The organism is Arthrobacter crystallopoietes (genome assembly GCF_017603825.1).
Lineage (GTDB): Bacteria > Actinomycetota > Actinomycetes > Actinomycetales > Micrococcaceae > Crystallibacter > Crystallibacter crystallopoietes_B.
Genome location: NZ_CP072014.1, coordinates 159,168 through 181,677, shown reverse-complemented (window position 1 = coordinate 181,677; position 22,510 = coordinate 159,168). Strand labels below are relative to the sequence as shown.

At 64.0% G+C, this 22,510-nt stretch carries 24 protein-coding genes and 1 riboswitch; of the genes, 12 read left to right on the top strand and 12 right to left on the bottom strand.

Annotated features, from left to right (window positions below):
- Window positions 1-79 precede the first annotated feature (79 nt).
- The 3 genes from J5251_RS00955 to J5251_RS00945 form a co-directional block, all read right to left on the bottom strand.
- Window positions 80-898: an IclR family transcriptional regulator gene (locus tag J5251_RS00955; protein ID WP_139004369.1), complete on the bottom strand. Its 819-nt coding sequence runs from the start codon at window positions 896-898 to the stop codon at window positions 80-82.
- 132 nt (window positions 899-1,030) lie between these two features.
- Entirely contained in the window at window positions 1,031-1,426 is a 396-nt protein-coding gene (locus tag J5251_RS00950; protein WP_139004370.1) for a universal stress protein, read from the bottom strand.
- 32 nt (window positions 1,427-1,458) lie between these two features.
- Window positions 1,459-2,409 (bottom strand): 2-hydroxyacid dehydrogenase, encoded by a 951-nt coding sequence (locus J5251_RS00945; RefSeq protein ID WP_139004371.1) that lies wholly within the window; start codon window positions 2,407-2,409, stop codon window positions 1,459-1,461.
- A 295-nt stretch (window positions 2,410-2,704) separates the two neighbouring features.
- On the opposite strand from J5251_RS00945, the gene J5251_RS00940 reads away from it, so the two are divergent.
- The 6 genes from J5251_RS00940 to J5251_RS00915 are packed head-to-tail and all read left to right on the top strand — an operon-like array spanning window position 2,705 to window position 9,127.
- Window positions 2,705-4,276 carry an ABC transporter substrate-binding protein gene (locus J5251_RS00940; RefSeq protein ID WP_205676783.1) on the top strand — a complete coding sequence of 524 codons (1,572 nt, stop codon included), beginning with the start codon at window positions 2,705-2,707 and terminating at the stop codon, window positions 4,274-4,276.
- Between the two features lie 31 nt (window positions 4,277-4,307).
- Complete coding sequence (locus tag J5251_RS00935; protein ID WP_139004373.1) at window positions 4,308-5,237, top strand: ABC transporter permease; 930 nt, start codon at window positions 4,308-4,310, stop codon at window positions 5,235-5,237.
- A gap of 9 nt (window positions 5,238-5,246) precedes the next feature.
- A complete protein-coding gene (locus tag J5251_RS00930; RefSeq protein WP_139004374.1) occupies window positions 5,247-6,287 on the top strand; it encodes an ABC transporter permease in 1,041 nt (346 codons plus the stop codon).
- The gene (locus J5251_RS00925) at window positions 6,287-7,372 is read left to right on the top strand and encodes an ABC transporter ATP-binding protein (protein WP_139004375.1); all 1,086 of its coding nucleotides are present in this window, start codon (window positions 6,287-6,289) and stop codon (window positions 7,370-7,372) included. The genes J5251_RS00930 and J5251_RS00925 overlap by 1 nt, the downstream gene beginning before the upstream one ends.
- Window positions 7,365-8,411 (top strand): ABC transporter ATP-binding protein, encoded by a 1,047-nt coding sequence (locus J5251_RS00920; RefSeq protein WP_139004376.1) that lies wholly within the window; start codon window positions 7,365-7,367, stop codon window positions 8,409-8,411. Before J5251_RS00925 ends, J5251_RS00920 begins: the two co-directional genes overlap by 8 nt.
- Window positions 8,408-9,127 carry a sulfite exporter TauE/SafE family protein gene (locus tag J5251_RS00915; protein WP_139004377.1) on the top strand — a complete coding sequence of 240 codons (720 nt, stop codon included), beginning with the start codon at window positions 8,408-8,410 and terminating at the stop codon, window positions 9,125-9,127. The genes J5251_RS00920 and J5251_RS00915 overlap by 4 nt, the downstream gene beginning before the upstream one ends.
- A gap of 68 nt (window positions 9,128-9,195) precedes the next feature.
- Here the strand turns inward: J5251_RS00915 and J5251_RS00910 are convergent, their stop codons facing one another.
- From J5251_RS00910 to J5251_RS00900, 3 genes are read right to left on the bottom strand one after another with little or no spacing between them, the layout of a single operon-like run.
- A complete protein-coding gene (locus J5251_RS00910; protein WP_139004378.1) occupies window positions 9,196-10,215 on the bottom strand; it encodes a 2-hydroxyacid dehydrogenase in 1,020 nt (339 codons plus the stop codon).
- Window positions 10,209-11,507, bottom strand: a complete 1,299-nt coding sequence (locus J5251_RS00905) for a glucarate dehydratase family protein (protein WP_208576006.1) — start codon at window positions 11,505-11,507, stop codon at window positions 10,209-10,211. The genes J5251_RS00910 and J5251_RS00905 overlap by 7 nt, the downstream gene beginning before the upstream one ends.
- 25 nt (window positions 11,508-11,532) lie before the next feature.
- Window positions 11,533-12,444, bottom strand: a complete 912-nt coding sequence (locus J5251_RS00900; RefSeq protein ID WP_205676794.1) for a 5-dehydro-4-deoxyglucarate dehydratase — start codon at window positions 12,442-12,444, stop codon at window positions 11,533-11,535.
- Between the two features lie 123 nt (window positions 12,445-12,567).
- Here J5251_RS00900 and J5251_RS00895 point away from each other — a divergent pair, with 123 nt between their 5' ends.
- The gene (locus tag J5251_RS00895; RefSeq protein ID WP_208574967.1) at window positions 12,568-13,494 is read left to right on the top strand and encodes a LysR family transcriptional regulator; all 927 of its coding nucleotides are present in this window, start codon (window positions 12,568-12,570) and stop codon (window positions 13,492-13,494) included.
- An 88-nt stretch (window positions 13,495-13,582) separates the two neighbouring features.
- Here J5251_RS00895 and J5251_RS00890 read toward each other — a convergent pair whose 3' ends face one another.
- Together J5251_RS00890 and J5251_RS00885 are read right to left on the bottom strand one after the other, a co-directional pair.
- The gene (locus tag J5251_RS00890) at window positions 13,583-14,089 is read right to left on the bottom strand and encodes a flavin reductase family protein (protein ID WP_139004381.1); all 507 of its coding nucleotides are present in this window, start codon (window positions 14,087-14,089) and stop codon (window positions 13,583-13,585) included.
- A gap of 60 nt (window positions 14,090-14,149) precedes the next feature.
- Window positions 14,150-14,268: riboswitch (SAM riboswitch) on the bottom strand.
- Window positions 14,269-14,333: 65 nt separating this feature from the next.
- Window positions 14,334-14,582, bottom strand: coding sequence for a hypothetical protein (locus J5251_RS00885; RefSeq protein ID WP_139004382.1), 249 nt, complete (start codon window positions 14,580-14,582; stop codon window positions 14,334-14,336).
- A 260-nt stretch (window positions 14,583-14,842) separates the two neighbouring features.
- Between J5251_RS00885 and J5251_RS00880 the strand changes: the two genes are divergently transcribed.
- Entirely contained in the window at window positions 14,843-15,562 is a 720-nt protein-coding gene (locus J5251_RS00880) for a PIG-L deacetylase family protein (RefSeq protein ID WP_139004383.1), read from the top strand.
- 15 nt (window positions 15,563-15,577) lie between these two features.
- Here J5251_RS00880 and J5251_RS00875 read toward each other — a convergent pair whose 3' ends face one another.
- The gene (locus J5251_RS00875; protein WP_139004384.1) at window positions 15,578-16,564 is read right to left on the bottom strand and encodes an aldo/keto reductase; all 987 of its coding nucleotides are present in this window, start codon (window positions 16,562-16,564) and stop codon (window positions 15,578-15,580) included.
- 221 nt (window positions 16,565-16,785) lie between these two features.
- On the opposite strand from J5251_RS00875, the gene J5251_RS00870 reads away from it, so the two are divergent.
- Entirely contained in the window at window positions 16,786-17,349 is a 564-nt protein-coding gene (locus J5251_RS00870; protein ID WP_139004385.1) for a dihydrofolate reductase family protein, read from the top strand.
- Window positions 17,350-17,358: 9 nt separating this feature from the next.
- Window positions 17,359-18,435 (top strand): ATP-dependent DNA ligase, encoded by a 1,077-nt coding sequence (locus J5251_RS00865; RefSeq protein ID WP_139004386.1) that lies wholly within the window; start codon window positions 17,359-17,361, stop codon window positions 18,433-18,435.
- A 39-nt stretch (window positions 18,436-18,474) separates the two neighbouring features.
- On the opposite strand, the gene J5251_RS00860 is transcribed toward J5251_RS00865, so the two are convergent.
- A complete protein-coding gene (locus J5251_RS00860; RefSeq protein WP_139004387.1) occupies window positions 18,475-19,323 on the bottom strand; it encodes a prephenate dehydratase in 849 nt (282 codons plus the stop codon).
- A gap of 263 nt (window positions 19,324-19,586) precedes the next feature.
- Between J5251_RS00860 and J5251_RS00855 the strand changes: the two genes are divergently transcribed.
- The gene (locus J5251_RS00855; protein WP_139004388.1) at window positions 19,587-20,201 is read left to right on the top strand and encodes a flavodoxin family protein; all 615 of its coding nucleotides are present in this window, start codon (window positions 19,587-19,589) and stop codon (window positions 20,199-20,201) included.
- A 221-nt stretch (window positions 20,202-20,422) separates the two neighbouring features.
- Here the strand turns inward: J5251_RS00855 and J5251_RS00850 are convergent, their stop codons facing one another.
- The gene (locus tag J5251_RS00850; RefSeq protein ID WP_139004389.1) at window positions 20,423-20,944 is read right to left on the bottom strand and encodes an SRPBCC family protein; all 522 of its coding nucleotides are present in this window, start codon (window positions 20,942-20,944) and stop codon (window positions 20,423-20,425) included.
- A 153-nt stretch (window positions 20,945-21,097) separates the two neighbouring features.
- Here J5251_RS00850 and J5251_RS00845 point away from each other — a divergent pair, with 153 nt between their 5' ends.
- On the top strand, window positions 21,098-22,351 hold the full coding sequence (locus J5251_RS00845; RefSeq protein ID WP_244250746.1) for a benzoate/H(+) symporter BenE family transporter: 1,254 nt from the start codon (window positions 21,098-21,100) through the stop codon (window positions 22,349-22,351).
- Here J5251_RS00845 and J5251_RS00840 read toward each other — a convergent pair.
- Complete coding sequence (locus tag J5251_RS00840) at window positions 22,293-22,499, bottom strand: hypothetical protein (protein WP_139004390.1); 207 nt, start codon at window positions 22,497-22,499, stop codon at window positions 22,293-22,295. The two genes, J5251_RS00845 and J5251_RS00840, sit on opposite strands and share 59 nt — an antisense overlap.
- Window positions 22,500-22,510 lie beyond the last annotated feature (11 nt).

The following is a 22,510-nucleotide window of genomic DNA, read 5'->3' as shown; positions in this document are numbered from 1 at the left end:
CCGGCTATGCTGCAATCATGTCGCGAAAGACCGGTTTTGTGAAACCGGTCACGGTGCGTGCGGAATGGCTCTCGGCGGGTTAGCCCAGCAGGCCGTCGAGACTGCGAACGATTTTTCGCATTAGTGTTGCAGTCGCGAGGAGTTCATTCACGATCTCCTGCTCCCTGGGCGGGCTCAAACGATCCAGGGGTACCGAACAACTCAAGGCGTCGCCGCCACTGTCATCCAAGTCGAGGCCTACTCCAAAGCAACGCAAACCCAGGGTGTTCTCTTCGTTATCGAGAGCGTAACCTCTCTTCCTGCTGGCCTCCAGATCAGCCTTGAGTCTTCGGCGCGAGGTGATCGTGTGCTGGGTCAAGGGCAGCAGTTTCTCCGGCAAGTGCGCTTCCAAATCGGTGCCCAAATTTGCCAGAACCGCCTTACCGAGTGATGTTGCGTAAGCGGGGAGTCGACGACCGACGCGGTTGGATTTCCGTTCGTAGGCGGGAGATTCCTGTGTTGCCAGATAGACAATGTCGGAGCCATCCAGTCTCCCGTAGTGCACGGTCTCGCCGAGGCGTTTGCCCAGCTCTTCGAGATGTGGCTGGACGATTCGCAACAGCGGATCCGTGTCCAGATACGTGGTGCCGGCGAGGAGGGCCCTGATTCCGATGCTGTACATGGAGCGGGTAGGATCCGTGCGGACCCACCCCAAGTCAGTGAGAGTGCGCAGCAGTGCATAGATGCTGCTGCGCGGGGCGGACAATTCCGAACACAGTTCCCGGATCGTCACTGGCCGGTTGCGCCGTGCAGCGAGAAACTCAAGAACTTCCACGGTCCGGGCCGCCGACTTTACTTCACGAATACCGCTGAGGGCGGCGGTGCCCGCCCGGGAGGGCACCGCAGAAGGTGCGCTCATGGGGCCTCCTTCCAGAGAAGACAAACCGTTGACGACACTGTAGCGGAAACGTATGGTCGTCGCTCAGCCGTCTTCATATGCAGACACTACCGGAGAGACGAAGCGCGGCTGGCGGGGTCGGCAGAGCTGCTGTCAGCCGCGCGGACCCACTGGTGGTTTGACCGCATGGACTGGGCAACCTGCTTCGAGAATCACGCGTTGGGCGGTGCTGCCAAGAATCAGTTTGCCCACCCGGGAACGGCGGCGGACACCAATGACAACCAGCTCGACGTCGTCCTCGAAGGAGACATCAACGATCAGGTCGCCAGGGTCGTCGTCGCCCTCCATGTCCCGGACCGCAGCCTGAACCCCAAGATCCGCGGCACGCTTGAGAGCTTCCGCCAGTTCTGCTTGTGCGGCGGGAGTGTTTTCCGCCAGAGCGGGACCGAGGATCCTTAGATTGGTGCGGCGCAGGGCCGCCTCATTAATGGCACTTTGCAGGGCAATGCGTCCTTCATCCGTGGGGACGAAACCAACGGCAACACTCATCTTTACTCCTGTTTGCTGGTGTATGCGGGAGACTAAAGGACGGGAGTTTCCAAAGTGCCGTCGTCCATGAAGCGCTTGAGGTTGGCCAAAGCCAGCTGTGCCATGTCTGCGCGGGTTTCATGGGTGCCGCTACCTAAATGCGGGAGGACAACGACGTTGTCCAGCCCCAGGAGTTCCACGGGGACCTTCGGCTCGTCGGCGAAGACATCCAATCCGGCGCCAGCCAGTTTTCCCTTGACGAGTGCGGCTGCAAGAGCGGACTCGTCGACGACGCTGCCGCGGGCGATATTGATGAGGTATCCGTCACGGCCCAGCGCCTCGATAACTTCCGCGCTGATCAATCCGGCAGAATCGGGCCCGCCTGCGGCGGCCACGATGAGGACGTCGGAGTCCCGGGCGAGATCAATTAGCGAGTCCTGGTATTCGTATGAAACGCCGTCAACGGGACGGCGATTGTGGTACGAGATGAGGCAATCGAATCCTTCCAAGCGGCGTGCGATGACTTTGCCGATGCGGCCGAGTCCGACAATGCCGACACGCTTCCCGCTGGCTTTCGTCGCCAGCGGAAAGTTGCCCTTGCTTAGCCAGTCGCCTCGCCGGACGTAGCGGTCCGCGGTGCTGATCCGGCGGAGGACGTCCAGATAAAGGGCGAGGGCGGTATCGGCGACACAGTCATTGAGAACGTCGGGAGTGTTGCTGACAGCGATGCCCCGCTCGGCTGCTTGCGCTACATCAGTGGTGTCATAACCGACGCCGAAGTTAATCACGGCACGCAGGTGCGGGAGCTGGTTCATCAGTTCGGTGCCGACACCGAAACGCCCGGACGTCACGGCGACGCCGAACTCAGCGCCTCGTGCTGCAAGGAAAGCTGCGCGTTCATCTGCATCGTCCGGCAAACGCACGGCACCGTACTCGGTAGTGATCGGATCCTGAACGGCGGGCATCAAGGGACCTACCTGCAGCACTGCTTGGGTTGTCGTCATGGTCTGGACATTAGTGATATCGATCGATGCGCGTCCAACTCTGAAATTGGATAGATCAATACGCTTGGTGTATTGATGCCCGGAAGGCCGCAAAAATCCGCGGAATCATGCGGAAGGGTGGGCGAGGTCACATAATTAGCCCCGGTCTGGCGGCGTTTTAGCGGCCGTTCACACAAAAACTGCTTATTGACGGTTGGCGCTTCGAGCCACAAGCTGGGGAGCACCAGCACAGACGTGAGCTTCATACGTAGACAACGAACCCAATGCAGTGCTTCAGACCCGAAGGAATCCAATGATGTCTTCTTCACCGTCCGCCAAACGACAGCTCAGGCTGCAAATACCCGTCGTCGTTGCCGGGTCCGCTTTGCTCCTAAGCGGTTGCTCCGTAGCCAACTCAGAAAATGCCGCCGGTGCTACCGCCGGTGCCGCATCCGACACCCTCCGAGTGGTCCTCCAGCAGGAGCCCCCTACTTTGGAGGCTTGCGAAGCAAACCTGACCTCGACCGGCGTGGTTGTCCGGTCAAACGTCACCCAGCCCCTTATCGAGCGCAATCCGACTACCGGCGAACTCGAGCCGCTGCTGGCGACCGAGTGGGAGGCAACCTCCGATACCGAGTGGACCCTGAAGCTTCGCGATGATGTGAAGTTCCAGGACGGGACCGACTTCAACGCGGAAGCGGCCGCCTACACTATCGATCGCGCTGTTAACTCCGATCTCGGCTGCAACGTCGAAGGGTATGTCTTCGGCGACACCGATCTGGAGGTGGAGGCGGTGGACGCAACAACGCTGAAGGTTACGACGCCGGAACCGGATCCCATTCTTCCGTTGCGGTTGTCCTTCCTCGAAGTGGTACCGACCTCCACCAGCGACACGGAGAAAGTCCGGGAACCGGTCGGCACCGGACCCTACAAGATCGAGCAGTGGGATGCCGGCCAGAAGATTACGCTGGCCACCTGGGACGGGTACTGGGGCGATGCTCCCGCCTTCCCCAAGGCTGAGTACCAGTGGCGTGGCGAGGGCACGGTTCGAGCAGCCATGGTGACGAGCGGCGAAGCCGATATCGCCATGGGTCTAGGGCCGGATGACGGTGCCGGAGATCTAGGCGTGAATTACCCGAACAACGAGACGATCGGCCTGCGGCTGAGCGGCGATACTGCACCGCTGGACGATATCCGCGTCCGCCAGGCGATCAACTACGCCATCGACAAGGAAGGCATTGTCGCCAGCCTGTACCAGAACAAGGACAAGGTGGCAGGACAGCTGATCCCCGAAGGGGTCGTGGGACACAACGCCTCGCTGGAAGCCTGGCCCTTCGATCTTGAGAAGGCTAAGGCCCTTGTCGCAGAGGCGAAGGCGGATGGGGTGCCGGTTGACACCAAGATCACTTTGGTAGCCCGCAATGCACAGTTCCCCAAGGTCACGGAGCTGTCGCAAGTATTGCAGGAACAGCTGGCCCAGGCAGGTCTCAACGTTGAACTCAAGATGACCGAAACCTCGCAACACTTGCAGTACCAGATCCGGCCGTTCGTTGAGGACCAGGGTCCGATCGCGCTCCTGATCCAGCATGGCAACCAGGCTGGCGACGCCGCCTTCACCGTTGAGCAGTACATGCTTAGCGACGGTGCCCAAAGCTCATTCGGAACGGAAGAATTCGACAAGCGGCTGCTTGAAGCGGGCAAGACTTCCGGCGCCGACCGGCAGCAGGCCTACGAAGAAATCTTCACCTATCAGAATGAGAACGTCGTGCAGTTCGCGACCATCGCACACCAGACGGGCATCTTGGGCAAGTCTGCAGCTATCAACTACACGCCTAACTCATCCTCGGGCGACGAATTGCGCCTGACCGAGATGACTCCGGCCAGCTGAAAACGACAGCAGGGAAACGAGGAACGAAACCATGCTGGCCTATCTGAGAAAGCGAATCCTTTCCAGCGCGTTGCCGTTGGTGGCTGTGATCGTGGGGGTGTTCGCGCTTGCCCGATTGACCGGTAATCCGGCGAACCTGTATTTGCCGCTGAACGCGACGGACCAGATGCGGGCGGACTTCACCGCCCGCCATGGTCTGGACCAACCGCTGCTGACGCAGATGGCCGATTACTTCGGCGGGGTCCTCAGGCTGGACTTCGGTGAGTCCCTCAGGACGGGGGAGTCCGCGGCAGCCATGGCGCTGCGGGCTTTCCCGGCCACCCTGCAGCTGGCAGCTACCACCATGGTGCTGGCCATCATCCTGGCGGTGATCGTCGGTTGTTGGGCGGCGTTGAAGCCGAACGGCATTGCTGACCGTATTTCCAGCTTCGTCTCGATGGCTGCCGCCTCCATTCCGGACTTCTGGCTGGCCATTGTCGGAATTTGGATCTTTGCCATCACGCTGGGCTGGCTGCCTACGTCCGGTGTCGGCGGCGCTTCGGCCTGGGTACTGCCGATTGCGACTTTGCTGTTGCGGCCGTTCGGGGTGTTGGTCCAGATTGTCCGGGGTGCCATGGTTTCCGCGTTGTCCGAGCCGTATATCAAACTGGCCCGCAGCAAGGGTGCCGGCGACGTGCGGGTGGTCACCCACCATGCTTTGCGCAACGCTGCGGCACCGGCGCTGACCGTGGCGGGCGATCTGACCGTAGGCCTGGTCAACGGCGCGGTGGTGGTGGAAACCATCTTTGGCTGGCCGGGCATCGGTAAGCTCATGATCGACTCCATCCTGCAGCGCGACTTCGCGGTCCTGCAGGCAGCGGTCCTGTTGACCGCGATTGCAATCTTTGTCCTGAACATCCTCATTGACCTGGGCTACGCGCTGCTGGATGCACGCGTCCGTCCGGCCACTGTGAAGGCGTAGGAGGAACCCATGACCACGCCCGTCACCGCCTCCGGCCACGAGCCGCCGCACACTAACACTTCACAACCTGACAGCGCCCTCCCGGATTCTCCGCCGCCCGGCAGCGATCCCCAGGGCGCGAACGCCGACAACTCGGACAAGAAACTCAGCCTCTTCCGCCTGCTGCTGCGGGACAAGTTCGCCACCGTAGCCGCCGCCGTGCTGGTCCTCGTCGGGCTGGTGGCCCTCTTCGGCCCGATGCTGATGGGGGACCTGGCCACGAGGCAGAACCTCATGTTCGCGAACAAGGCGCCGTTCACCCTGGCCAACGGCTGGGAGTACTTCCTGGGCAGCGACTCCCTCGGCCGCAGTGTGCTCGGCCGCCTGGTGGTGGCCACCCGGACCACGATCTCCGTGGCCCTGCCCGCCGTCGGCATTGCGCTGGTTATCGGCTCTCTTTGGGGAGTGTGGGCCGGCTACCACCGCGGCTGGCGCGAAACCGTCTCCATGCGCATCGCCGATGTGATCATGAGCTTCCCCTCGCTGCTGCTCGCCGTCGTCGTGCTCTACGTTTTCAACCCCAGCATTGCCAACATTGTGCTGATCCTGGCGATCACCCGCATCCCGATCTATCTGCGTACCGCCCGCGCCGAGTCGGCGGAGCTGCAAAGCCGGACGTTCGTGGACGCGGCGCGTACCTTCGGCGCCAGGCCTAACGCGATCATTGGCCGCCATGTCATCCCGGTGGTGCTGCCGACCTTGCTGACGCTTGCCACGCTGGAGTTCTGCTACGTCATGCTGGCCGAGTCATCCCTGAGCTTCCTGGGTATTGGCATCCAACCGCCGGACGTGAGCTGGGGGCTGATGGTGGCTCAAGGCCGGCAATACTTGCAGACCGCGTGGTGGCTCTCCATCTTCCCAGGTCTGGCCATCGTGATCACCACCATCGCCGCGAACGTGCTGGCGGCCTGGCTGCGGATCGCCACCGATCCGGCGCAGCGCTGGCGTCTGGCGCTGCCGCGCAAACGCCTGATCGCCCGCATTCCTGTCAAGACCGAGGAGTCGAAGTAATGAGCGCTCAGACCCAGGCCTCGCCGGTTACGGCCGGGCAGACCGGCACCACGGTGCTGAAAGTCGAAGGACTCACCGTGGACCTGCGCACGGGCCGCGGCACGGTGCGGGCCGTGGACAATGTGGGTTTCGAAGCGCGTGCAGGGGAGACCTTGGCGTTGCTGGGCGAATCCGGCTGCGGCAAGTCCATGACGGCCAAGGCCGTTGCCGGGCTGCTGGATCCGATCGCGGACGTGATCGGCGGCGAGATCATCCTGAACGGGACGGACCTGGCCGCGCTCAGTCCGCGGCAGCGGCGCAAGTTCGCCGGACCGGAGCTGGGCATAGTGTTCCAGGACGCGTTGACCGCTCTCAACCCGGTCTATCCGGTGGGCACGCAGCTGGGCGAGGCCTTCCGGATCCACCATAGACTCTCCGCGAAGCAGGCCAAGGAAAAGGCCATCGGACTCATGAAACGCGTCGGCATTCCGGAGCCGGAGTCCCGGGTCAACGCGTACCCGCACCAGTTCTCCGGCGGCATGCGCCAACGGATCCTGATCGCTATGGCGGTGGCGTTGAACCCGCGGCTGCTGATCGCCGATGAGCCGACCACTGCCCTGGACGTCACGGTTCAGGCACAGATCATGGCCCTGTTGCGCAGTCTCCGCGAGGAAAGCGACATGGCCGTAGTGCTCATTACCCACGACCTGGCCGTTGTCGCCGAAGAAGCGGACACCGTGGCGATCATGTATGCGGGAAATGTGGTGGAAACCGGGCGCGTGGCAGATGTCTTCTCCAACCCCCGCCACCCCTACACCAAGGGCCTGCTGGAGTCGGTGCCGGTCAACGCCGAACGCGGCGGGGAGCTGAACTCCATTCCCGGCAGCCCGCCCGAACTGCACAACATCCCGCCCGGCTGCGTATACCAGTCGCGCTGCCCGATGGCGCAGGAGATCTGCCGGGCCCAGCGCCCGGAACTGCTGCCAATCAACGACGACGGCGGGAGTCCGGGCCGCCATTCCGTCCGGCCTGCCACAGCCACGGCGCTGCCTGTCACCGTGCGGGCTGCGGCCTGCCACTTCAGCGAGGAGCTGGACAATGACTGAAACACTGACCCGGCCGCAGGGGAGCGGGACGCTGCTCGAAGTCGAGGGCGTCACCAAGACCTTCCACGTCCCCAAAGGGCCCTCGGGCAACAGCCAGCTGCGTGCCCTGGACGGCATCAGCCTGTCGGTAGAGCGCGGCGAAACGCTCGGCCTGGTGGGCGAATCCGGCTGCGGTAAATCCACGTTGGCCCGGACCCTGATGATGCTGGAGCGGCCGGACTCCGGAACCGTGCGCTTCGACGGACAGGACCCCTTCGACATGCGCGGCAAGGAACTGCTGGCCTGGCGCCGGCGGGTGCAGATGGTCTTCCAGGATCCGTTCGCGTCCTTGAATGCCCGCATGAACGCCGGAGAAATCATCTCCGAGCCGTGGCGGGCACACAAGGACCTCTACCGCACGTCGCGAGAACGTGATGCGCGGGTCCGTGAACTGCTGCACATGGTGGGGCTGCGGCCCTCGGACGCGAAGAAGTCTCCGCAGGAATTTTCCGGCGGCCAGCGCCAGCGCATCGGCATCGCCCGAGCGCTTGCCTTGAATCCCGACGTGATCATCCTGGACGAACCGGTCTCGGCCCTGGACCTCTCCGTCCAGGCCCAAGTGCTGAACCTGCTTAACGACCTGCAGCAGCGGCTCGGCGTGGCCTACGTGTTCATCTCGCACGACCTGTCCGTGGTCCGCCACGTCGCGGACCGGGTTGCAGTGATGTATTTGGGCCGGATCATCGAGACCGGCGCAACGGAGGAAGTCTTCGACCGTCCCCGCCACCCGTACACGGCCGCGTTGATGTCTGCTTCCCCCAAGCTGGATGTCACCGGCGCGGAGCGCAACCGGATCATTCTGCAGGGCGAAATACCCTCGCCGCTGGACCCGCCCTCGGGCTGCCGCTTCCGGACCCGCTGTTGGAAGGCCCAGGACATCTGCGCCGAGCAGCTGCCCCCGGCCGTCCCCGCCCCCGGAGACGCCTCGCATGCTGCCGAATGCCACTTCCCGCTCGAGCCGATCGAGGTCCGGAACCCGGACCCGGCGCCGGCCCAGTGAGCGCGGCCGAGTATGCCCTCATTGCCGTAGCCGTCTTCGCTGCAGCCGGCCTGCAGTCCTCGATCGGCTTCGGCATGGGCATGCTCGCCGCTCCAGTCATCGCACTCGTAGACCCTGCTCTGCTACCCGCCAGCATCATCATCCTGGCCCTGCTGCTGACCACCATGGTCACTGCCCGGGAGCGGGCTCATCTTGATCTCAAGGGGGCCGGCTGGGCGCTGGTAGGCAGAATTCCCGGCAGCCTGTTCGGTGCCTGGCTGGTAGTGGTCCTCCCCGGCGAGGGGCTGGCCTGGCTGGTCGCCGCAGCTGTTCTGCTGGGGGTAGTGCTGGCCTTCTTCGGCTGGTCACCCTTCCCGGGCCGGGCGAATTTGATTGCTGCGGGGGCTGCCTCCGGCGTCATGGGGACCTCGACGTCCATCGGCGGTGCTCCCATGGCGCTGGTGTGGCAAGGGCAGCAGGGCGCACGGCTGCGCGGCACCATGAGCGCCTTCTTTATGGTCGGCTCAGCGGTTTCACTGGCGGCACTTGCGGCGGCTGGTCAGGTGACGACCGAAGTTCTCGTCCTGACGGCCTGGATGGTGCCTGCCGCATTGGCCGGTTACGTCGTCTCCCGCTACACCAACCGTTTCCTGGACCGCCGCCGGCTGCGTCTCACAGCACTCGCAGCATCCGGATTCGGCGCCGTCCTTTTGGCGGGCCGGTTGCTGCTGGCCTGATAACGAAGGAGAGGCCTGGTCCCAGCAAGCAACTGCCGGAACCAGGCCTCTCCTTCGCCGTCGTCGTTCTAGTGAGCGGCGCGCACGATGTTGAACAGCGGCCGTCCCGCGGCCAGATTGGCGATGTTGGCCGCAATGTCCGCGGCACGGCGTTCGAAGGTCACGCGCGCATGGCCGGAGTTATGGGGCGTTACGACGACGTTGGGCAGCGTCTCGAAGGGAAAGTTCGCCGGCGGGATGCTGCCCTTCGCAGGTGGCCCCCACCAGACGTCGAGCCCGGCTCCCGCGATGCGGTCGTCCGCCAGCGCCTCGTACAGCGCCGCCTGATCCACTACCGGTCCGCGGGCCACATTGATCAGGACGGCTGAGCTCTTCATCCGGGCTATTTCGCCAGCCCCGATCAGTCCATGCGTGGCCGCGTCCAGCGGGACGGTCACTACCACTACGTCGGAAGTTTCCAGCAGCTTGGGCAGTTCGTCCTGACCGCCCACCCACGCCGGATGCAGGTCCTCCGGAAGTACGGCGGCCGGGTTGTTGCGGACGGCCTTCACCGTCATACCCATGGCTTGGGCGAGCAGGGCGACTTCGGTGCCGATCGAGCCCAGACCCACCAACCCCAGCACCATGGAATCCAATGTCGGGTGGAACGGTACGTCCGGGCTGGTGGCGATGGTCTGCCAGTTCCCGGCGCGGATCTCGCGGTCCGCCGTCAGAACCCGGCGCGAGAGCATCAGGGTGACCATCAGGACGTGTTCGGCAATGGGGCGGGCGTGGTGGAACGTGTTCGCCACAACCACGGTCGGGGCCAGTGACCCCATCGCAATTTTGTCGAAGCCCGCCCCGGTGACGTGGACCAGTTGCAGCCGGGAGGCTGCGGCGGCCTGCTCGGCGGGAAGGGCCGAACAGACCACCACGTCCGCGTCGGCAATTGCTTTGCATTGCCGGTCTGCATCCCAAGCCGCGGCCATCTGCCAGCGGTGCGGCCCGCCGTCGTGCTTTAGCTGCGTCTCGAATCGGCTGATGATCGGGTCGGTGACCACTATGTTCAGCGGCCGCTCCACTGCCGTGCCTTCCTGGATCGTCACCATCGCGGGCACTTGAGTTCGTAGGCCGGATGGATCCGCTGCATGTACCCCGTGTCGTCGCGGCTTCGGAGCCCGGAGTCAAGGTACTGGCGGTGCAGTTTCTCCAGCCGGCCCCGGTCCAGTTCCACGCCCAGTCCCGGCAGCGTGGGAACCTCGACGGCGCCGTCCTTGAACTCCAGCGAACCGGGAAGAATGACATCTTCTTCCGGATCCTTCCAAGGCCAGTGCGTATCGCAGGCGTAGTCCAGATTCGGGGTAGCGGCTGCCAGATGGACCATGGCCGCCAGACTGACCCCAAGGTGGGAGTTCGAATGCATGGACAGCCCTAGGCCGAATGTGTCCGTGATTCCCGCCAGCGTCTGCGAACGGCGCAGACCGCCCCAGAAATGATGGTCCGAGAGGATGACATCCACTGCCCCGGCGGCTACCGCAGGCGCGACGTCGGCGAAGCTCACCACACACATGTTGGTGGCCAATGGCATTGGCACCCCGCCGCGGACCTGGGCCATGCCGTCGATGCCGGGAGTGGGATCTTCGAGGTACTCCAGCACGCCGTCGAGCTCCCGGCCCACTCGAATAGACGTCTCGACTGTCCAAGCCGCATTCGGATCCAGCCGCAGCGGCAAGCCGGGGAATTCCGCGCGCAGTGCTTTGATGGCGGCGATTTCCTGATCGGGCTCGAACACGCCGCCTTTGAGCTTGAGGGCGGTGAAACCGTAGTCCCGCACCATCCGGCGGGCCTGCTCGACGATGCCCTGCGGGTCCAGTGCTTCACTCCAGGAATCCTCCTCAGCGTCCGGGTGCCCGGCCCACTTATAGAAGAGGTATCCGCTGAAGTCAACGGACTCCCGGACGGCGCCGCCGAGCAGGTCGCTGACGGGGCGGCCCAGCAGCTTGCCTTGGATGTCCAAGGCCGCGACGTCGAAGGGGGACAGGACACGATCCGTGGTGCTGGAGCCGGTGACCATCCCGCTCATCCCATGGCCGCCTTCGCTGGTGTCTGCGGCCAGCACTGCGGCAACTTTGGCCCGCAGTTGGTTGATGTTGAAGATGTCCGTGCCGGGAAGGGAGCGGGCGGCCGCTTGGAGCCGTGCCAGGTGCGCCTCGTCGCCGTAGGTTTCGCCGAGGCCGCTGACGCCGGCATCCGTGTGGACCTCGACGATCGCCCGCAAGGCAAACGGCTCATGGACGCCCACGGTGTTGAGCAGGGGTGGGTCCTTGAAGGCGACGGGAGTGATGGTTACGCCGGTTATAGCGGCTTGGCCGAGGTTGGCCAGCACAGGAGCCTGTTCCATTATCGATTCGCTCACGGCTCGCCCCTCAGCCCAGCAGGGCGCGGCCAGCGGCCAGCAGACGTTTGAGCTCTTCGCGGTCCTGTTCCGAGGCGTCCGTCAGAGGCGCCCGGACATGCCCGCTCTGGATTCCGCCGAGTTCGGCGCCTGCCTTGACCAGGGCGACGGCGTAACCCGGCACCGAATCGCGCAGCCGCACCAGGGGATGGAAGAATTCGCGGCTCAGTTGGCCGAGACGCTCCTCGTCGCCGGCTTCGAGGGCTTGGTAGAAGGCGACCGCCAGCTCCGGTGCAAACGCGAAGGTGGCGGATGAATACAGGGTCACGCCGATGGCACGGTAAGCCTGCTGGGATGCCTCGGCTGTGGGCAGGCCGTTGAAGAACTGGAAGTCCTTGCCTGTTCCCGCCAGCTCATCCTTGACGGCGCGGACAATGCGCGCCATCAAGTCCAGATCTCCGGCGCCGTCCTTCAGCCCGGCCACATTATCGATGCGGGCAATCTCCGCGGCGGAGGCTTCCGTGAAGCGGGCGTTGGCACGGTGATAGACGATGACGGGCAGGGAAGTCACCCCGGCGACTGCCCTGACGTATGCCACCAGACCCTCTTGCGGGCTGCTCACAAGGTAAGGCGGGAAGAGCAGGATGCCGTCGGCTCCAGCCGATTCCGCCAGACGGACCTGTTCCTTGGCGAGCGCCAGCGCACCGCCGGCTCCCGCATAGACCGGCACGCGCCCCGCGGTTGTAGCGACGGCGGTGGTGACCACATCGGAGAGTTCGACCAGGGAAAGGGCATGGAATTCGCCCGTCCCGCAAGCGACGAAAATACCGCCTGGCCTGAATTTCAGCCCATGCTCCAGATGTTCTTTGAGTGCGCCGTGATCCACGGAATCATCGCGGGCGAAGGGCGTAATGGGGAAGAACAGCACACCGTCAAGCATTATTTAGTCTCCTTGGTAGCTAAAGGACCGGCGCTTCGTTGTCGCCTGCACTACTCTGACGATAGGTGCCGCCGTCGATGCGCGTCCAAGCTAAAATAGGTACGGAACAATACAAGGAGCGCATTGATGTTTACGCTGATCCAGCTGGAGTCTTTTATCGCGGTAGCTGAGGAGCTTCACTTTGGTGCAGCAGCCGAGCGGCTCAACATGACGCAGCCGCCGCTGAGCCGGCAGATCCAGCTATTGGAAAAGGAACTGCACGCCCAGCTCTTCGACCGCACGAGCCGTAGAGTCGAGCTGACAGCTGCGGGGCGGACGCTGCTGCCCAGCGCCCGCCAGATCCTTGACCTGTCCATCAAAACCCAGCTGGACGTTCAGCGCGTGGCAACAGGAGACGCCGGCGCCGTCACTATTGGCTACACCGCCATCGCAGGCCAGAGCGCGCTGCCCAGGCTCCTGAGACGCTCCGCCAATGAACAGCCAGGCGTCTCCCTGCTGTTGCGCGAATTGGTATCCACGGACCAGATGGACGGACTGGTCAAAGGCACGGTAGATATCGGGTTGCTGCGGCCCATCGTTGCACGGCCGGGCATCAAGTACCGGCCGGTGATGCAGGACCGTCTGGTCATTGCCTTGCCCGCGGAGAGCCCGTTGCTGGAGGAGGGGGAGTCCTTGCCGCTGCAGGCCCTGAGCGGTGAGCCTCTGATGATGTACTCGACCAGCGAGGCCCGTTACTTCCACGACCTGGTGCTGCGGCTGTTTGCCAGCGCCGGCGCGGAGCCCCGGATCACCCAGTACGCCAGCCAGGTCCCGGCACTGTTGGCCTTCGTGGAAGCGGGCTTGGGCGTGACACTGGTTCCGGCGTCAACGCGGGCGTTCTCACCGCCGGGGGTGCGGTTCCGCGAGATCGAGGGCTCCCGCGGTACTCAAGCGCTGAACCGCGTGGACCTTGAAGTGGCGTGGAACGAGAACAATACCAATCCGGCGGTTCTGAAGCTTCTGAGCCTGCTGGACGGGAACCTGGACGACCCGTCCTCCAACGACTCCGCTTAGGCTCAACGTGGCAACGTTGCGGTTTGGTACGGTCCATCGCCGGTCCCCGAAACCGAGGCAGCCGCCGTCGTGATTTGCCGGGGTTTCCTCAGATGTAGGCGGGCTGTTCGAGCCGGCGGAACGCGGAGCCGTGGAAGACCAGAGGCTCGTGGGCGCCGTCGTGAGTGGACAGGCCATGCACGCGGAGCAGCACCACGTGGTGGTCTCCGGCGGGGACTTCCTGCTCCACCGAGCAGTCCAGCCATAGCGCGGCTTCCTCAAGGAAGAGGGCGCCTTCGTCCGTGGAGTGCAGGGGCAGGCCGGCGAAGCGGTCCCCGGTCTTCGACGCGATCTGGCGGCAGACGCCGTCGTGCCCGGCGCCGAGGATTGAGACGCCGATCCGTCCGGCCTGCCGGACTACCGGCCAAGTGCGGGAGGTGTTCTGCACCGCGAACATCACCAGCGGCGGGTCCATGGAGACGCCGACGGTGAAGGACGACGCCACGATTCCCTGCGGCGCGCCGTCGATCAGGGCGCACAGAGCAGCGACACCGGAGGGGAAGCGGCCGAAGGCGCTGCGGAGGGTGTCGGGCTGCAGGTCGTCACTCAGGGGCATCGCGGGCTGTCCTTTGCCATCAGGCGGATCCGCTGGCCCGATTCAAGACGTGGGGCGGATACGCGGTACTTGCCGAACCGCTGTTCTTCGGTACGGCCGAATCATCACCTGGAGCACCCCGCTACGCACGAGAGGGTTGCCGGCCAACAAGCCAGGGCTTGATGTTGGCGCTCATGATTCAGCTATCACGCTAAGAGCTTGACCGGCCGCCGGTCAAGCCCAGGCAACAGGACGTAATGCGCGGTCAGGCCGTTGCGGGGCGGGCGGTGTAGTGCAGGACTGATCTTTTCTGCTGCTCCGACAGTTCCTGGACTACGCCGCAGGCGGCGCAGACCAGCACGTACTGCCGCGCCCGGACGATCGGGGCGACCTGGGTTCCGGGTCTGCCCAGATGCTTGTCCAGGCGGTGTTCTCCCACCGAATCGCAGCGGGCGCAGTGCAGGTCAAGGGCGGCCAGGGTACGCATGGCCAGTCGGCGGGGCAGGTTTTTCACGGCAGATCCTTGGGGCGTGAGAAGTGCGCGGATGAAGGGAAAGCTGTGGTTCGGGGCTGTGTCCCGCAGGGACGGGTATTGAGGTTCTTCCATGGTAGGGATGCGGCTCCCCGACGACAATGACCGTAATGGGAAAGAGATTCCGGACGTTGACGCGAGATGGCGCCGTTATCAAGTGGCCGGCCATACCGTGGCGGCTACGCTGGGTGGAACAACAGTCATCGGGCCGATGCAGAGGCCTGTGAACGGGGGAGGCAGCTATGGAAACGTCGTCGGAAATGCCGGCCGATTGGCAGCGGGCGCTGGTGGTTATGGCCCACCCGGATGATCCCGAGTACGGGGCCGCGGCGGCTGTGGCCCAGTGGACCACGGCGGGCAAGAGCATCGGCTACGTGTTGGCGACGCGGGGTGAAGCGGGCATTGCCGGGCTGGATCCCCAGGAAGCCGCGGTGATCCGGGCGGAGGAACAGCGCCGGGCATGCGGTCACGTCGGGGTCGGGGACCTGGAGTTCCTGGACTACGCGGACGGCCGGATCGAGAACATCCCCGATCTGCGGCTGGATATCGCCCGGTCGATCCGCCGGCACCGGCCGGACGGCATCATCACCCTGAACTTCGGCCAGACCTGGGGCCCGGGCAGCTGGAACTCGCCGGACCACCGGAACTTGGGAACTGCCGTCATGGACGCGGTGGCGGACGCGGCCAACGAGTGGATCTTCCCCGAGCTCGCCGCCGAAAATCTGCCGCCGCACGCCGGCGTGCGCTGGGTAGGCGTGTGCACCATGCACCCCACGCACTGGCTGGACGTCGACGAGGACAGCATTGAACGGGCCGTCCGGTCCCTGAGCGAACACCGGCGCTATCTGGAAGCACTGAGCCCGGAGCCCGTTGAAGCCCAGGCCCGGCGCCAGATCGAGCTGACCACCGGGGGCCCGGACACTGCAAGCCGTCGGGTCGGGTTCGAGCTGTACCGGTTCTAGCCCGGCCTGCGCGGCCTAGAACTCTTCGGTGTCGACGTCCGCCTGCATCGCGGGACTGTAACGCGCGCCGTGGACCGTCTGCTCGTTGATCAGCGCGTCCGCCCGCTTAAGCACTTCCGCATTAACGACGACGGCGTCGGCCGCCAGATCCTCGTCCAGGTGGGGAACCCTGGTGGTTCCCGGGAGCGCGATGACATGTTGGCCCTGATGCAGCAGCCACGCGATGGCCAGCTGCGCGGGAGTGCAGCCGGCTTCCCCGGCCAGGCCCGAGAACTGATCCAGGAGTTCCAGGTTCCGCGGGTAGTTCACGGCGGAGAAGCGCGGCATCGCGCGGCGGATGTCCGCTTCCGGCAGCGCATCGACGTCGCGGATCTTCCCCGTGAGGAAGCCGCGGCCCAGCGGGCTGAACGCGACGAAGGCCGTCCCGAGCTCCGCGCAGGCGGCCAGCGTACCGAGCTCGGGATTGCGGCTCCAGAGCGAGTATTCCGTCTGGAGCGCGGCAATGGGATGGACGGTATGGGCCCGCCGCAGCGTTGCCGCCGAAACCTCGGACAGACCGATCCCGCCGATCTTGCCTTCCTCAACAAGTTCGGCCAGGGCACCCACGCTGTCTTCGATCGGAATGTCCTGGTCCCAGCGGTGCAGGTAGTAGAGGTCGATGTGGTCCGTGCGGAGGCGGCGCAACGCGTCCTCGCAGGTGGCTTTGAGTGTTTCCGGACGGCCGCCGATCACGCGTTTGCCATCCACGCTGGTCATACCGCATTTGCTGGCCAGGAAGAATTCATCGCGCCGGGAACCGAGTACCTCGCCGACCAGGGTCTCATTGGCCGTGGCCCCGTACAGCGCCGCCGTATCAAAGTGGACCACTCCGCTGTCCAAGGCATGCCGGAGCAATTCTGCGGCAGCTTCCCGCGACGGCGGAGTCCCGTAGGCGTGGCTGAGATTCATGCAGCCCAGGCCGATGCTGCCGACCTCCTGGGTGCCGATGCGGCGAGATTGCAATGTTAGTCCTGTCCTTGGGGGCTGTCCCGTCCGGAACTGTCCTTACTTTCTTAGCACGCGCCGCCGGCAGCGCGTGCTTTCCCGTCGGCGCCAAGTTCCGGGCGGGAAAAGGGCCTTGCGGCATGGCCCTGTCCAAATCGGACCGCGGACACTAACGTGATGGAGGGACGCTCAATTCGGCCAGCGGACGCCGGTGGCCTGGCTGCGCAGGAAGGACCATCATGGGCAGGCTCATCATCCAGCAGTTCACCACGATGGATGGCTACGCGGCCGAACCCGACGGCGGCCTGCGGTTCATGGATCAGATCCGCGGCTGGACGTCCATTATGGATGCCAACACCCGCTTGCTCGACGGTTGCTCTGCCATCCTGCTCGGCCGGGTGACCTACTCGATGTTCGCCGCTTACTGGCCGCGAGCTGATCCGCGGGAGGAACCCATCGCGGAGCTAATCAACCGGCTGCCCAAGCACGTGGTGTCCAGAACTTTGGACCGGGCTCCCTGGGGCGATGGCGAGGCACAGGTCATCGGCGACAACATTCCCGCCCGGATCCACGAACTCAAGGAGACCGAGAGCGGCGACGTTATTGTCTGGGGCTCGCTGACGCTGACACGGCTGCTGTTCCGTAAAGAACTGGTGGACGAGCTGTACCTGCACATGCTGCCCACCGTGCTCGGCGAAGGGCTGTCGGCGTATCCGCCGTCGGCCGCAGGGGAAAAGTTTGTCCCGCACAGCGCCGAGGTCCTGGAACCCGGCGGTGTCGCTGTCCGCTATACAGTCCGGTAGGAGAGACGCATGAAACTTCCGGTAATGCCCCCGGTCGCCCCGATGTTGGCGAAGCCCCTCAGCGAGATTCCCGACGGCGACATGAGCTTCGAACCCAAGTGGGACGGGTTCAGATCGATCATCTTCCGCGACGGGGACGACGTCGAAATCGGCAGCCGCAACGAAAAACCGATGAACCGCTACTTTCCCGAAATCATCGAAGCGGTCAAGGAGCTCCTGCCAGAACGGTGCGTGGTCGACGGCGAAATCGTCCTGGTGGGAGCTTCGGGGGACCGGCTGGACTTCGAGGCCCTGCAGCAGCGGATCCATCCCGCGGCAAGCCGGGTGAAGCTTCTCGCCGAACAGACGCCTGCCAAGTTCGTTGCCTTTGACCTGCTGGCCCTGGGCGACGACGACCTGACCGGCGAGCCCTTTGCCGAGCGCCGTGCCCGCTTGGAAAAGGCGCTCGCTAACGCGAAGCCGCCGATCCATCTGACGAATGCCACGGCGGACCGCGGCGTGGCGGCGCGCTGGTTCCATGAGTTTGAAGGCGCCGGACTCGACGGCGTGATCGCCAAACCGCTGGACGGGCTCTACCAGCCGAACAAGCGGGCAATGTTCAAGATCAAACACGAGCGCACCGTGGACTGCGTGCTCGCCGGATACCGGGTACACAAAAGCGGTCCGGACCGGATCGGCTCCCTGCTGCTCGGCCTCTATAACGACGACGGCGAGCTGGCCAACGTGGGTGTGGCCGGTTCGTTTTCGATGCAGCGGCGCCAAGAGCTGTTCGACGAACTGCAGCCGCTGGTCACAACCTTCGATGACCACCCGTGGGCGTGGGCGAAGCAGGAAGAGGGCACCCGGACCCCGCGCAATTCCGAGGGCAGCCGGTGGAGCGGGGGCAAGGACCTGTCCTTCACACCGCTGCGTCCCGAGCGCGTGCTCGAAGTGAAGTATGACCATATGGAGGGCGAACGGTTCCGACACACCACGCAGTTTGCCCGCTGGCGGCCGGACCGGGAGCCGCGGTCCTGCACGTACGAACAGTTGGAAGAACCAGTGAAGTTCAACCTGGACGAAGTGCTGAATCCCGGCAGCGGGTGACCTGTTTCGCGGCCGCCGCTCCCGGTCGGAACGGTTTTCCTAAGCGGTCTTGAGCCGGAAGGGATGCGCCGGATAGACGCCGAGGATCCGGATTTCGGTGGTGAAGAAATCCAGTTCCTCAAACGCGTGGATCATCGCCGTGTCTTCGGGATGGCCTTCCACGTCCACCATGAACATTGTGGCCGCGAACTCGCCGCCGACCATGTAGCTTTCCAGCCTGGTCATGTTGATTCCGTTGGTGGCGAAGCCGCCCAGCGCCTTGTAAAGGGCTGACGGAACGTTCCGGACGCGGAAGACGAAGCTGGTCACTGCCGGTCCCGCGAGTTCTTCGCGGCTGGGGATGGGCTGTTTGTCCGCCAGCACCACGAAGCGGGTGGTGTTCGTGGGATCGTCCTCGGCATCATGGGCGAGCACATCGAGTCCGTAGAGCTCGGCTGCCATCGGCGGCGCCAGGGAAACCTTGGACGGATCCTTCCATTCGCTGACTTCCCGGGCGGACCCGGCGGTGTCGCCGGCGATGACGGGTTTGAGACCGAGCTCGCGGATCAGCTTTCGGCATTGCCCCAATGCATGAATGTGGCTGTGGACTTCCTTGGCCTGGTCAATGCTGGTGCCGGGGATTCCCAACAGGCTGAACCTGATGCGCAGGAAATGCTCTTCAATAATCTGCAGCGTGGTGTTGGGAAGCATTGCATGGATGTCGGCGACGCGCCCGGCGATTGAGTTGTCGATGGGAATCATGGCCAGCTTTGCCTGGCCGCTGGTGACTTGAGCAAAGGCATCCTCGAAGCTGGCGCACGGCACAGCCTCCCAGTCCGGGCGCACTTCGGTGCACGCTATATGGGAGTTGGAGCCGGGTTCACCCTGGTAGGCGATTGCATCAGTCATGGCTGAATTATCGCATCGCCGCCAACGGTGGATGGTTCCCGATTGCGCCGGCGCTTAACACACGTGACAAAAGAGAAGGCACCGGCGGATCGGGAGGTTGGGGGAAACTCCGACCGCCGGTGCCGTAATCACTCGCACCTATGAGGTGTTTTCAACACTAAAGCCTTTACATGAATGCAAACCCGGAACCGCCTGTGAATAACCTGAAAGCGAAAATGGCGTTCAGGGTAGCAGCCCACTGGCATCGTCGGCAGAATGGCCCCATGGATGATGTGAAGCTCAAAGCCCTTGCCCTGGTCTGCACCTTGACGCCGTCGCCCAAGCCCTCGAGCAGCGAGTTGCTCGCCAGTCAAGTCATCCAGCAACTAAGTTCCCAAGGTGTCGAGTGCGATCTGATCCGGGTGGTGGACCACGACATCAAGCCAGGCGTCCAGACAGACATGAGCGACGGCGACGAGTGGCCCCGGATCCGGGAGCAGATTCTCGCCTCGGACATTCTGGTGCTCGCCACGCCGATCTGGCTGGGGCATCCGGCAAGTCTTGCGCAAAAGGTTCTGGAGCGGCTGGATGCGGAGCTGTCCGAGACGGATGGCCAAGGCCGGCCCAGCATGTATGGCAAGGTGGCCATGGTTGCCGTCGTCGGGAATGAAGATGGCGCCCACCATGTCACCGCCGAGCTCTACCAGGGGTTGGACGACGTCGGCTTCAGCATTCCGGCACAGGGATCCACATACTGGGTCGGGGAGGCCATGCACAGCACCGACTTCCAGGACCTGCCGGAAACGCCGCAGGTAACAGCAACGACGACGGCGACGTCCGCCCGCAACGCCGTACATTTGGCATCCAGCCTGAAGAAAATGCCGTACCCCGCGAGCTGAAGAAGCTGAGGCGCTCTGCTCCTAGGGCACGTCCGCGGTGGCCTTAACGAACGACACCGGCTGGTCCAGGAGGTTGGGGGAGGCTCTAGGACCAGCCGGTGTCTTGTTCACTCGCACCTTTGATGAGGTGCTTAAAACGCTACGACCCCATTTTGTAAATTAGCCTTGAAGAAGCTGGCAACTGCCTGAGTGCGCTCACTTATTGAGCGCATTTCACGAGGCTAGACCGGGCGTCCCGGCGGCAGGTCCTCGTCCATGTTTGCGGCAGCCTGGCCGGCACTGCCCGCGGCGATGTCATCAACGGTGCCGCGCCAGGCGCCGGTTTCGGCTCCTCTGTTTTCGACGAACTCCTTGTACTTCTTCAGGTCCGACTTCACCTGGAGAGTGTCGATCCCCAGCTTGGCACCGGCCTTTTCAGTGAAGGTCTCCGGGTCCCATTCGAAGCGGACCGCGACCTTGGTGCTGTCAGGACCGAGCCGCTCGAAGGTCACGGCACCGGCATGGGACTTGCCGTCCAGGCTGCGCCAGGCAATGCGCTGGTCGGGGTGCTGCTCCACAATTTCTGTGTCGAACTCGCGTTCCACGCCGCCGATTTTGGTGATCCAGTGGTTCGTCGTGTCGGTCAGCTGGGTCACGGACTCAACCCCGGACATGAAGTTCGGAAAGGACTCGAACTGTGTCCATTGGTTGTACGCCGTGCTCACTGGGACGCCTACATCAATGGTCGCTTCTACCGTTTCCATGATTGTGCTCCTTTGGCTTGAGTACAGTAAGTCCGCCGTCGCGGACTAGCCAGTGCCACCAATCTTCACGCTACACAAGCACGTTGTGCGCCACAATGGGAAGGAACGGTTGCTGAGTGATTTCGTTCCCGGCATAAGTGTTAGCCTCTGGCTGTGGCCAGCAAACAAGATGAACCTGAGGTTGCAGGACAACCAGCGCCGGTGCTCGCGCATAATGGAACACTGTCCGCCGGCATCGTTACCGCCGTCGTCGGTTTTACCAGTTCCTTTGCCGTGGTGCTGACCGGGCTGCGCGGGGTCGGGGCTACACCGGCCCAAGCTGCTTCCGGCCTGTTGGCGCTATGCGTCTTACAAGGGATCGGGATGCTGATCCTGGCCCAGCGTTACCGGATACCGCTGACCCTGGCCTGGTCAACACCGGGAGCTGCGCTGCTGGCTTCGACCGGGGTCCTTCCCGGCGGATGGCCGACGGCGGTCGCGGCCTTTGCAATGGTGGGCGTCCTGGTGGTCCTCGCCGGAGTCATCCGTCCCCTGGGAAAGTTGATCGAACTGATTCCACCGGGCGTGGCCTCGGGCATGCTGGCGGGCATCATCCTGTCCATCTGCCTCGATGCGGTAGGGCTCGCCGGTGCGAACCCGGGGCTGCTCCTGCCTCTCGTGCTGGTCTGGGTGCTAGGCATGCGCTGGTGGAGCAAGTGGGCCACCCCCGCCGTCGTGCTGGTGGGTTTCGCGGTAATCGCGGCCAGCCCCGGCATGCGAAATCTGCGCTGGGAGGACCTGCTGCCCCAGGTCAGCCTGGCGGCTCCGTCGCTGGAACTGCTGCCCGCCGCCGCACTCGCCGTACCGCTGTTCATTGTCACAATGGCATCGCAGAACGTGCCCGGTGTGGTGGTTATGCGTAGTTTCGGCTACCGGGTCCCGTGGCGGTTCTCGATGGTGCTGACCGGTGCGCTGACCTTGCTCGCGGCACCATTCGGCGGGCACTCCGTAAATCTGGCCGCGATCTCCGGCGCCCTGGCCGCGAATGACGAAGTGCATTCCGACCCGTCCCGGCGCTGGCGGGCAGCCCGGATGGCAGGCGTCACCTATCTGGTGTTCGGCCTGCTGAGTACGGGGGTGGCGGCGCTGGTGGTGCTCGGTCCGGACGGGATCATGGAAACGATAGCCGCCCTGGCTTTACTTGGCGTGCTCGGCTCCTCGGTTTCCGCGATGATTTCCGACGCTGGTGGACGGGAGGCAGCGCTGGTCACTTTCGTGATTGCAGCCTCGGGCGTTGGCTTCGCCGGTATCGGTGCCGCGTTCTGGGCGCTGCTGGTAGGGCTGGCGGTCCATCTCCTGTTGGAGCGGACTAGGCGATCGCTTCCTCGGTCACGCCGAACGGCACCTCTTCGCTCAACTCAACCGTGAACTGGCCGGGACCGGTTTTGGTAACCAGAATGCCGTGAACGCCATCTTGGCCGGCCAGTTGCTGGAGTTCGTCCACAACCGCGTCGAGCAGGTTGTCTGCTTCGTCCACAGAGGTGGCGGTGATCTTCTTATGTGTCAATGAGGTCATAGTGCTGAGTC